Annotated in this window: 7 protein-coding genes and 1 tRNA gene; 3 read left to right on the plus strand and 5 right to left on the minus strand. The window is 65.1% G+C overall.

Features of this window, described 5'->3' with window-relative positions; genetic code table 11:
- Positions 1-255: 255 nt before the first annotated feature.
- From ggt to ACFFU4_RS18265, 3 genes are read right to left on the minus strand one after another with little or no spacing between them, the layout of a single operon-like run.
- A complete protein-coding gene (gene ggt, locus ACFFU4_RS18255; RefSeq protein ID WP_377071334.1) occupies positions 256-2,025 on the minus strand; it encodes a gamma-glutamyltransferase in 1,770 nt (589 codons plus the stop codon).
- Positions 2,026-2,039: 14 nt separating this feature from the next.
- Positions 2,040-3,140: a THUMP domain-containing class I SAM-dependent RNA methyltransferase gene (locus ACFFU4_RS18260; RefSeq protein ID WP_377071335.1), complete on the minus strand. Its 1,101-nt coding sequence runs from the start codon at positions 3,138-3,140 to the stop codon at positions 2,040-2,042.
- A 6-nt stretch (positions 3,141-3,146) separates the two neighbouring features.
- Positions 3,147-4,133, minus strand: coding sequence for a 2-hydroxyacid dehydrogenase (locus ACFFU4_RS18265; RefSeq protein ID WP_377071336.1), 987 nt, complete (start codon positions 4,131-4,133; stop codon positions 3,147-3,149).
- A 111-nt stretch (positions 4,134-4,244) separates the two neighbouring features.
- Here ACFFU4_RS18265 and ACFFU4_RS18270 point away from each other — a divergent pair, with 111 nt between their 5' ends.
- Both ACFFU4_RS18270 and ACFFU4_RS18275 read left to right on the plus strand, forming a co-directional pair.
- A complete protein-coding gene (locus tag ACFFU4_RS18270; RefSeq protein WP_377071337.1) occupies positions 4,245-4,736 on the plus strand; it encodes an SH3 domain-containing protein in 492 nt (163 codons plus the stop codon).
- 103 nt (positions 4,737-4,839) lie between these two features.
- A tRNA-Gln gene (locus ACFFU4_RS18275) sits at positions 4,840-4,914 on the plus strand.
- A 319-nt stretch (positions 4,915-5,233) separates the two neighbouring features.
- Here the strand turns inward: ACFFU4_RS18275 and ACFFU4_RS18280 are convergent.
- Positions 5,234-6,394: a DUF3095 domain-containing protein gene (locus ACFFU4_RS18280; protein ID WP_377071338.1), complete on the minus strand. Its 1,161-nt coding sequence runs from the start codon at positions 6,392-6,394 to the stop codon at positions 5,234-5,236.
- Between the two features lie 365 nt (positions 6,395-6,759).
- On the opposite strand from ACFFU4_RS18280, the gene ACFFU4_RS18285 reads away from it, so the two are divergent.
- Positions 6,760-7,656: a methylenetetrahydrofolate reductase gene (locus tag ACFFU4_RS18285; protein ID WP_377071339.1), complete on the plus strand. Its 897-nt coding sequence runs from the start codon at positions 6,760-6,762 to the stop codon at positions 7,654-7,656.
- Positions 7,657-8,155: 499 nt separating this feature from the next.
- On the opposite strand, the gene ACFFU4_RS18290 is transcribed toward ACFFU4_RS18285, so the two are convergent.
- Positions 8,156-10,834 (minus strand): hybrid sensor histidine kinase/response regulator, encoded by a 2,679-nt coding sequence (locus tag ACFFU4_RS18290; protein ID WP_377071340.1) that lies wholly within the window; start codon positions 10,832-10,834, stop codon positions 8,156-8,158.
- Between the last annotated feature and the right edge of the window lie 212 nt (positions 10,835-11,046).

The following is an 11,046-nucleotide window of genomic DNA, read 5'->3' on the forward strand; positions in this document are numbered from 1 at the left end:
GCCCACATATCTCTTCAGATATACATCATGTCAAAGAGCAAGAGACAAAATCAAAACAGAGTGCGCCCAACTTGCCCGGCGCGCCCCGCCTCGTCTGCCTCAGAGTTTTATTCCGCTTCGCAACCTGTCGGCCCGTCGAGCGGCCCGTCGTGGCGTCTCCGCCGCGTCGGTGAAGGTGTATCTACGGATAGCTGCGGAGAGTCGCAAGAGGTTTTTTCGAAAAAAATGAATCTTTCGGCGGCGGGTGGCGCGCTGTCACTCGCCGTAGGCCAGCCCCTCGCGGCGCGGGTCGGCACCGCCTGTCAGACGCTCCCCGATCTCGACCGCGTGCAGCCCCGAGGTGAGCGCCCGCGCTTCCACCTCATAGCCCATCCCCTCAAGCGCCGGGGCGAGCCGCGCCGCTGCGGGCTCGATGTCATAGCGACCAAAGCGGTTGACGAGATGCGGCAGCGTCACCGCCTCCTGCACATCCATCCCCCAATCCGCCCAGGCAATGATGGTCTTGGCGACATAGCCGATGATCCGGCTGCCCCCCGGGCTGCCCAGCACCAGCACCGGCTGCCGGTCGCGGCGCAGGATCGTGGGGGCCATGGACGAGCGGGGGCGCTTGCCCGGGGCCACGGCATTGGCAACCGCGCGACCGTCCTGATGGCTGGCAAAGGAGAAATCCGTCAACTCGTTGTTGAGCAGGAAGCCCCGCACCATCAGCCGCGAGCCAAAGGCGTTCTCGATGGTGGTGGTCATCGACAGCGCGTTGCCATGCGCGTCGACGATGGAGATATGCGAGGTCGAGGGTTGCGACAGCGTCTCCCCGTCGCCCCAGCCCAGCGCATGATCGAATTCGGGCGTGCCGGGGGCCACCTCCGGCAGGGCGTCGTCGCCGCGCAAGAGGCGCGACCGGCCCCGCAGGTAGCCGGGATCGAGCAGCCCGCGCACCGGCACCGGCACGAAATCGCTGTCGGCGAGGTAGCGCCCCCGATCGGCAAACGCGAGTCGGCTGGCATCGCCGATCAGTCGCCACGCCTCGGCGCTGTCAGGACCGAGCGCGGCAAGGTCATGGGGCGCAAGCAGCCCGAGGATCTGCCCCACGGTGACACCGCCCGACGAGGGCGGGCCCATGCCGCAGACCTCGTATCGGCGATAGGGCGCGCAGACCGGATCGCGTTCCCGCACGGCATAGATGGCGAGATCGGTTTCGCTCAGCCGCCCCGGATTGCCCGCAGCCCCCTGCACACTCGCCGCGATATCGGCGGCGACGTCGCCGGTATAGAACGGCTCCGGCCCCTGCTGCGCCAGGATGCGCAGCGTCTCGGCATAGGCGGGGTTGCGCAAGGTCTCGCCGGCGCGCAGCGGCGCGCCCCCGGGCAGGAAATAGGCGCGGGTGCTCTCGAACCGCGCCAGCCGCCCGGCATCACGCGCCACCAGTCCCGCCAGGCGCGGGCTGACCGCGAAGCCCTCCTCCGCCAGCCGGATCGCGTCGTCGAAGAGCCCGGACCAGTCCGCCCTGCCCCAGCGCTCGTGCGCCTCGGCCATCAGCGCGGGCGTGCCCGGCACCCCCACCGAGCGCCCGCCCACCACCGCCTCGAAGAAATCGAGCGGCTTGCCATTGGCGTCCTGAAACAGCGTTGGCGTGGCGGCGAGGGGGGCGGTCTCGCGCCCGTCGAGCGTGGTGATCTCGCCGGTGTCCCCGTCATGCCAGACGAGGAACGCGCCGCCGCCCAGGCCCGAGCTTTGCGGCTCCACCAGCCCCAGCACCGCCTGCGCCGCGACCATCGCATCCGTCGCCGTTCCGCCCGCACGCAGCACCCCGGCCCCCGCCTCGACTGCGCGCGGGTGCGCGGCGGCGATCATCCAGTCCCCGGCCACTGCCGGGCGGCCCGCCGCCTTGGCCTCTGCCGAGGCGCGCAGCATCTTGGGAATATGCAGCGCCCCCGCCCCCGGCCCCTCGGGCGCGACCGTGTCGGCGGCCTGTTGCGCGGCCACGGGCAGGCCGAGGCAGACAAGGGTTGCAAGGATCGCGCGCATCTTTCGCCCTCCTGTCACAGCGGCTCGGTCCGCCACAGCGTCACCTTGAGCCCACCATGCGCCACCGGCGGGCCCGGAGGCAAGAACGGCAACCCGGTCGCCCGCGCCAGCCCGTCATCGCTCGTCACCAGCCCGACGCGCCAGCCGCGCATCTCGCGGCGCAGGGTCTCGCCGAGGCTGCCATAGAGGCCAAAGAGCAGCTTGCGGTTGCCGATCCGCGCACCATAGGGCGGGTTGACCATGACAAGGCCGGGCGGCCCCTCGGGACGGGTGAGCGCCGAGACAGGCTGGCAGGCAAAGGCGGTACACCCCGCCACGCCCGCGCGCGCGGCGTTATCGGTCGCCATGCGTGCCGCACCGGCGTCGCGGTCGAACCCGGCGAATCGCAGGTCCGTGGCGCGCGGCGCGGGGCCTGCGCGCATCGCCTGCCACGCGGGCGCGTCGAACGTCGCGAGATCCTCGAAGGCAAAGCGCCGGTCGCGCCCGGGCACGAGGCCGCAGGCGATTTCGGCGGCCTCGATCGCGAATGTGCCCGAGCCGCACATCGGATCGAGCACCGGCTCGGTCCCGTCATAGCCGCATTGCCGCAGAAAAAGCGCCGCCAGCGTCTCGCGCAGCGGGGCCTTGCCGGTGGCCAGCTTGTGGCCGCGCCGGTGCAGCGGCTCGCCCGAGGTGTCGATGCTCAGGCTCACGAGGTCGTCCTCGATCCGGGCCATGACCCGGATCGCCCCCTCGCCCCCCTCCGGCGCGCCGAGGGTCTCGGTGATCGCGCGCGCGATGCGCTGCGTCGCGGCCCCGGCGTGGTAGATTTTCGAGCGGCGGCAGGTCGCCTCGACCCGGATCGGCACATCGGCGCGCAGCACCGATTCCCAATCGAACTTGCGCGCCCGCTTGTCGAGCTGCGCGAGGTGCATCGCGCGGAATTCCCCGATGCGGGCAAGCACACGGTTCGCGCCGCGAACCTGCAGGTTCGCACGCCACACCTCGGGCCAGCCACCGGTGATCCCGACACCGCCGGGTACGGCCCGCGCGGGGCCGAGATCCAGCGCCGCGACCTCCTCGACCAGCGCCGCCTCCAGCCCCGGCGCGGTGGCAAGGAATATCCCGAAATCCACCGCCGCTCAGAGCATCGCCGGCACGACCTGATCGGGCGGGCGGTGGCCGTCCTCAAAGGTCTTGATGTTGATGATGACCTTCTCGCCCATCTCGACCCGCGCCTCGCGGGTGGCCGATCCCATATGCGGCAGCAGCACCACGTTGGGCAATTCGCGCAGGCGCGGATTGATCTCGGCACCCCGCTCGTAGACATCGAGCCCGGCCCCCGCGATCTCGCCCGCGCGCAGCATCCGGGTCAGCGCGTTCTCGTCGATCACCTCGCCGCGGCTGGTGTTGACGATCACCGCCTCGGGTTTCATCAGCCGCAGCCGCCGGGCGTTCATCAGGTGAAAGGTTGAGGGCGTGTGCGGGCAGTTGATGCTGAGCACGTCCATCCGTGCCACCATCTGGTCGAGGCTTTCCCAGTATGTCGCACCGGTTTCCTCCTCGATCTCGGGGCGCAGCCGACGGCGGTTGTGGTAATGCACCTGCATGCCAAAGGCCGCAGCGCGGTGCGCCACCGCCTGCCCGATCCGCCCCATGCCGAGAATCCCCAGCCGCCGCCCGGCGATGCGCCCGCCGAGAAATGCCGTCGGCGACCAGCCGCGCCAGTCACCCGACTGCATCGCCGCCAGCCCCTCGGGAAGGCGGCGCGTGACACTGAGCATCAGCGCCATGGTCATGTCGGCGGTGTCGTCGGTCAGCACGCCGGGCGTGTTCGAGACGAGGATGCCGCGTTGCCGCGCCGTCTCGACATCGATGTGATCGACGCCCGCGCCGTAATTGGCGATGAGCTTGAGCCGCTCGCCCGCCTGCCCGATGAGGCCCGCGTCGATCCGGTCGGTGATCACCGGCACCAGCACATCCGCCTCCTGCATCGCCGCCGCCAGATCCTCGCGGGTCATGGGCGCGTCGTCTTCGCGCAGGCGCACGTCGAACAGCTCCTGCATCCGCCGCTCGACCGGCTCGGGCAGGCGTCGCGTGACGACAACACTCAGGGTTTCTGACGGCATGGCAGCCCTCCTCCGGCTTTTCTTTCCCGCGCGGTGCTGGCAGAGTGGCGCAGGACAAGGCGGGGCACAAGAACCCTTGCCGGTGGAACGGGCAGAAATCGGGGAGCGATCATGCGGCGGCTTGTCATGGCCTTTCTCGTCGCGGCCCTTGGCGCGGCCGCGGTCGCGGCGCAGGACCGCGGGCCGGAGACCGGGCTGCCGATGCCGCGCTACGTCTCGCTCAAGGCGCCGGAGGCCAATGTCCGCCGCGGCCCCAGCCTCACCCACCGCATCGACTGGGTCTACAAGCGCCGCGGCATGCCGCTGCGCATCACCGCCGAGTTCGGCCACTGGCGCCGCGTCGAAGACCGCGACGGCGCGGGCGGATGGGTGCATTACTCGCTCCTGTCGGGGGTGCGCACGGTCCTCGTCGAGCAAGACCTGCTGGACCTCCACGCCCGCCCCGAGCCCGGCGCGATGGTGATCGCGCGGCTCGAAACCGGGGTGATCGCGCGGCTGTCGGAATGCAGCCCGGCGTGGTGCGCGCTCTCCGCCGGGGGGCATGACGGCTGGGCGCAGAAGGCCGCGCTCTGGGGCGTCGGCGCGGAGGAAATCGTCGATTGAGCAGCGCAGGACGCGCGCGCGGCACAGGCCGCCGCCCGCGCTCACTTTTTTTCCGCTGCGCTCTTGATCCGGCCAAACCGCCGGAGTAATGAGCGCAGCACACTGGGGTGTAGCCAAGTGGTAAGGCAGCGGTTTTTGGTACCGTGTACCGTAGGTTCGAATCCTACCACCCCAGCCAGAACCTCCCGTGACCCGCCGAAGGGGGCCCTTTCCGGGGGCACTGTGGGTGGGACGTGGGGCGTCTTGGCGGCGTGGGACGGAGCTGTCTTTGGCGACACCGCCGCCGATGACGTGTGTTAGCCCGAAGCGGTCATGGCGTGAGACCGCGGGGCTGGTCAGAGCGGACCTTCGCAGTGCGTCTGTCGAGTAACCGATGTGCGGGCCGAAGCAGCTTTATATATCTTCGTTTCCAAGTGCGCAGGATCGCCTAAACGCGCCCTTTGCCTACTCATGGGGGATGGCAGCTTCGGACCAAAAGCCCTGAAAAACCATTCATTTTACAATTTCATTGGGCCTTTCATCGTTTGAGCTGCTTTCGTATAGCCGCCGGATGCACCATCGACAAAATGCACGTGATTGTCCGCCAAGATGCTTGGAACGATACAGGTCATCATCGCCTCTGATTGAGTGTGTATCCCATACCGAATTATTCCGGCCTCAGAACCCTTTACCAGCAATGACCGTAGTCTTTTCTCGGTTGCTGGGTCGCAATCAAGGGTCATTTTCAAACCGTCTTCAAATTTGCGGAAGTCGGCGTTATTGCCCACCATGCGGCGATACCGGCGCGCGTCAAAGCCACCTATGACCAATCCTGTTTTGATGAGCGTCCACGCCACGAAGCTTTCAAGCAGAGTCTTTCGGCGGGCCGCCCTCAGTGTGCCGCCACCCCGCCGCGCATAAGTCTCCAAAGCAGCGCCAATCGGAGGCCAGCGAACGCCCGGACCATTCTCGTCGACTGGGTGCCCTTCGCGCATAAGATTGCGTGCGATGCTCAGAACACGACTTGCAATATCGGAAAACACAACCGCCGAAGTGCCGTCGCACGGTAGTATAATGACTGATAGGATTGTGCCGTACCTGCTTGGCAAATGGTTCCATCGGCATGACAGGCCAGTCAGGTCGGGTTTGGTGCCCGCCGGTGCTTCCGGCACAAGATTGGCACCCGCTTTCATCTGTGCTTCTGCCCAAGTTAGACCACCGCCCGAGAACATCGAGTAATCCACGCCGTCAGACACTTGGAACCTTGCGACCATCACGTCAAACCCCGCAGCACGCACGTCTGAGACGCGCACCATCCCAATTCGCAAGCCTATGTCGAACTCTTCACGTGCCCAGAGTTTTACCGCGGCCAATGCCTGAGCGGCATCATCTCTCCATGCTTCAGGTACCGCAAATCCGGCACCATCTCCGCCAAATATGAAGGGAAAGGACGCGCCGTCATGCGCGTTGATCTGTGCTGATATCACGGCCGCAGCGACCATGTTGACTGTTTTGTATCGACCATTAGAAACTGCCTCGGTTGATCCAATGATGTCAGACGTTCCGACCCACCAATGTTCGGGCAGCGGCGTATAGACGTTTGCGTTTGATAGGACAGCAAAGTTTGTTTGTGTTGGAAGCGAGTTAAAGAAAGAAGAGCCGGAGCTGTCGTTCTGCATGCAGGCAGGAGAACACGTTTCCCTGCAATTACAAAGCCAATTGTTCGGAACAAAAAAAGGCTTTCACACGTTCGCTTGGCGTCCTCACCCGGCATTTGCCCCACAGACCACGAGGGGTAGCTATCGGGAAATGGCCCAGCCTTTTCAAAGCTCACTATCTGCGCTTCTCGGACGCCAGACAATACCGCGCGCTACTCGACCGCCTCGCGTGGCCTCCGAGAAACCTACAGCATTGAAGTCGTTGACCTCAGTTACGTCAGCCCTCCCCTTTCTCCACTCCCCCTCTATGGTTAGGGTGGCCGAAGCCTGCCTATCCCCGTCCCAGCCCCGCGCCGGGCACGGCCCACATATGAGAGAGCCACCGCATGGACGTGCCATTCCACGCCGGCCAGCCGCAGGACGCCCTCCTGCGCCGCCTTTACGAGGCGCGCGGCAGCCTGCCGCTAAGCTTCGAGGTGTTTCCCCCGAAGGAGGAGTCTGGGCACACCACGCTTCAGGAGACCATCGATCGGCTCGCTCCCGTGGCCGGGCACGGCTTCTCGGTGACCATGGGCCGAGGCGGCGCGACGCGGGCGCTCACGATCGAGACCGCGACCGGGATCGCCGCGCGCACGGGACGCCCCGTGATGGCGCACCTCGTTTCGCTGGGCATGACGCGCGACACGGTGCTGGAGACGGCGGACGAGCTCTGGCAGGCGGGCATCCGCCACATCCTCGCCTTGCGCGGCGATCGACCCGACGAGGCCGTCCACGTCCCGCCGGGCTTCGCCCATGCCTCCGAGCTTGTCGCCGCCCTGCGTACGCGGCACGACTTCGAGATCGCTGTGGCCGCGCATCCCGAGACGCACCCCGAGGCCGAGAGCGCCGAGGCGGATATCGACCACCTCAAGCGCAAGCTGGACGCAGGGGCCGGCGCTGCTTATTGTCAGTTCGTCCTCGATCCGGCTGCCTATGGCCGCTTCACCGAGGCCTGCGCGCGCAACGGCATCAACGCGCCCATCATACCCGGCCTCATGCCGTTGGAGCGCTGGCCCCGGGTCACGCGCTTCGCCCGGATGAACGGGACAGCCGTGCCGGACTGGCTCGACCGGCTGTTCGCCGAGGCCAAGGCCACACCCGAGCTTGAGCCCTATCTCGCCGCGGCGATGACGGTCGAACACGCCCGCCGTCTTGTCGCCTACGGCGCCCCGTCGCTCCACGTCTATACGATGAACCGCTGGCCCCTGCCGATGGCGCTGGCCGCCTTCGTGAGCGAGACGTGAGGCACGACGCGGTGCGGGCCGATCACCCCAACGCCGCTTCCAAATTCGCGATCAGGTCGCACGCGTCCTAAATTCCCAGCGACAGACGGATCAGCGTCTCGGGGATACCGGTATGGGCTCAGAGCCCGATTTCGTTGCGCTTAACACGAAGGTCCGCTGTTGGGAAATGGCCCAACTTTGCAAAGCCCCCTTTCTGCGCATAGCTGCCGTCGATGCAAGGTGCAGCATCGGTCGAGAAGGTGAAGGTTTTCCAAAGCGGGTCGTGGTCGCGCGAGTGAGCAGCGTTCCGCCGCGACCCGCATCAGAAAACCTTCACCTTTGCTGCCTTTCTTCCGCACTTCAGTGACGGTCTGCTTTTGTTGGTTGTATCATCGCAATCACACCGCACTTTCAGGACAGGTCCGTGCGAACTCAGTGATTGAGCCGATGCAGCAGCCACGCCTGCATGTGCCAAGTCATCTGGGGAATAGCAGAACGCCGTTTATTGTTTGAGAGCCATTCACGCGCTCTCAAGCACCTTTCGCAAACGGACCGCCAAGTCAATGAATCGGTAAGGCTTGCTAATCAGGTTCACCCCCTTGTCCAGTCGGCCGTCATGGATGATCGCGTTCTCGGTGTAGCCTGAGGTGAACAGGATTTTCACATCTGGCCAGTGCGTCTGGACATGCCGCGCCAACTCGGCGCCGTTCATCTCGCCCGGCATGACCACATCGGTGAATAGGAGGGCGATGTCGTCTCGCGCTTCGAGCGTGTCGAGCGCGGCCCGCGCATCCGCCGCCGCGATGACCGTGTACCCCATTCGCTCCATTTGGGCGACGACGTGCCGGCGCAGGTCGTCATCGTCTTCCACGACAAGGACACGCTCTCCTTGGGCCATCACGCTTTCCGGCGGCTTTGGGACATCCCTGTCGGCCGCCTCACCCTCGTTTCCCGGAAGGTAGAGCTTGACCGTCGTGCCGTGCCCGACCTCCGAATAGATCTTGGCATGACCGCCCGACTGTTTCACGAAACCGTAGACCGAGCTCAACCCGAGCCCCGTGCCGACCCCGGAGCCCTTCATGGTAAAGAACGGATCGAACGCCTGTGCAAGAACATCGGGGGACATCCCGCAGCCGTTATCGGATACCGAAAGCACAACATAGGATCCGGGCACAACCTCGGTGTGTCTCTGGGCATATGCCGCATCCAGCACGGCATTCGAGGTCTCGATCGTAATCTGCCCGCGCTCTCCGATCGCGTGACTGGCATTGATTGCAAGATTCAGCAACGAGGACTGCAGCCGGTCGCGATCGAGCGATACCACCGATGGCGACGCCTTCAGGTGATAGTCGATCCGAATACCCTCCTCGATCCCCCGACGGAGGAGTTGGAAGGAAGACTCGAGCAAAAGGTTCAAATCAACGGTCTCCGGCTCGAGCGGCTGGCGGCGTGAATAAGCGAGCAGTCCGTCCGTCAGGCTCGCTGCGCGCTCCGCCGCATCGATCACGCTGGCAAGCTGGTCGCGCTCCCGTCCATCAGTCAATGACTGCATCAGGAGATCGGCACTGCCCAGTATGATGGTCAACAAGTTATTAAAATCATGTGCGAGGCCACCCGTGAGCTGGCCGATCGTGTCCAGCTTCTGGGCTTCGTGGAACTGCCGGTCGAGTCGGCGGAACTCGGTCACGTCCGACAGGCCACCCACGAGGCGCTCGGCCTTGCCCGAGGCGTTGCGGATGATCGTTGCACGGTTCTCAAACTCCCGTATAGAGCCATCCCTGCCGACGCTACGATATTCCGCCTGCCAGTTCTCCACGTCGCCCTGGACGGCGAGACGCAGGCCGGTTTCAACCGATTCCCGGTCCTCGGGATGGATCATTGCCATCACGGCGTCGAAATCCAGCGCAGCGCCGGGGCGGTCTTGGTCTGGACCCGCCGAGCGCCCCTTCTCGAGTTGCCAGGCGTCGTCCTGAATATCCCACTCCCATATGTTGTCAGTGGTCAACTCAGTGACGAGCCGCAGTGTTTCCTGCTCGGCGCGAAAGCGCGCCTCGGCCTCCTTGCGGGCCGTGATCACTTGGCTGGTCCCGACGATGTGTTCACGGCCATCGCCGTGTTCGTCGGCCTGAATATCGGCCCGAGCATCCACGACCTCCGCAGCCGCGCCCTCGGGCTGCATCCGGATTTCCGTCTGGAAGGGCTCGGCCCTGTGAAGAGCGCCGTCCACCAAGCGACGGAACCTGTCCCGGTCTTCAGCATGCACGTTCCGTAAGAAATCCTCGATGTCGGGCGCTTCCGGATCCCCGGGGACGCCGTGAATACGCACCATTTCCTCTGACCATTCGAGCGCGCCCCGCCCCGGATCGAATTCCCAACTGCCGATTTGGGCGACACGTTGCGCGCGGGCTAGGGCGGCCTCGCTCCGGCGGCGTGCCGCATCTGCCTCCCATTGGCGTGTTGCATCGGTCAAAAAAACGGAAAAATGGGGCTTGGCTCCGAGTAGGACCTTGGACACCGCGGCTTCGGCGTGGAACACGGTGCCATCCTTTCGCAAGGCCGTGACCCCGCTGCGCTCGCCCATGAAACGCATATCCTCTGCGGAGCGTTTGAATCGCGCCACATGCGCATCGTGGCGCGCGCGCTTACCCTCCGGTATCAGCATGTTCATGTCTTGACCGAGCACCTCGGTCTCCTCGTAGCCGAAGATCTTCTCGGCACCCTTGTTGAAGAGACGGATCCGCCGCTCCGGATCGATTGTCAGCACGGCCATCGGCACGTGATCCAGAAAACTGTTGAGACGGGCATCGCGATGGTGGGGCTTTGCCGTTGCCTGCCGGGCGGCGCGCAGAGCGGCAGAGGCGGAAGAGAGCGAATGAACGGCACAGTGTGGCGGCGCGGCCGGGTCGGTCGAAGTGACCGAAGATTCGTTGGCGCGCGCAACCGCTTCCGCCTCGGCAACGCTCGCGAAGATCACCGGCACGTCCGGGGCAAGGCGGTCGCGAATATCGAGGATAACTTCCACGCGCAGGCTGCTCCGCTCGGGCAGGCAGAAGATGAAGGACGGGTGATGCCTGTCGAGTTCTCTGTACAGCGTTTCCGGATCGGGCGCCGCGCGGAGGGCGGAACCGCGCCCGGGCCTGGACGTCAGCGGCCAGCCTGCTGTGATCTCAATCGGCAGGTCTCCAGCAACGAGGATCATGAGCATTCCTCCAATAGAAAGCGCATTTCGGCAATTCCCTGTCGCCCACTCCAACCTGACAATGCAGACCAAATACTGAAACAGTCGAAACTAACACTAAACATACTTTCTAAATGCATCTTATGAAAGAGATTTTTCAGTCGAGACCGGCTCTGTTGTACAAATCCCGTGAGGGATTCATCTCGTTATTCCATCATGGTAGCTGGGTTGCA

This window comes from Roseovarius ramblicola (assembly GCF_042430665.1).
GTDB lineage: Bacteria > Pseudomonadota > Alphaproteobacteria > Rhodobacterales > Rhodobacteraceae > Roseovarius > Roseovarius ramblicola.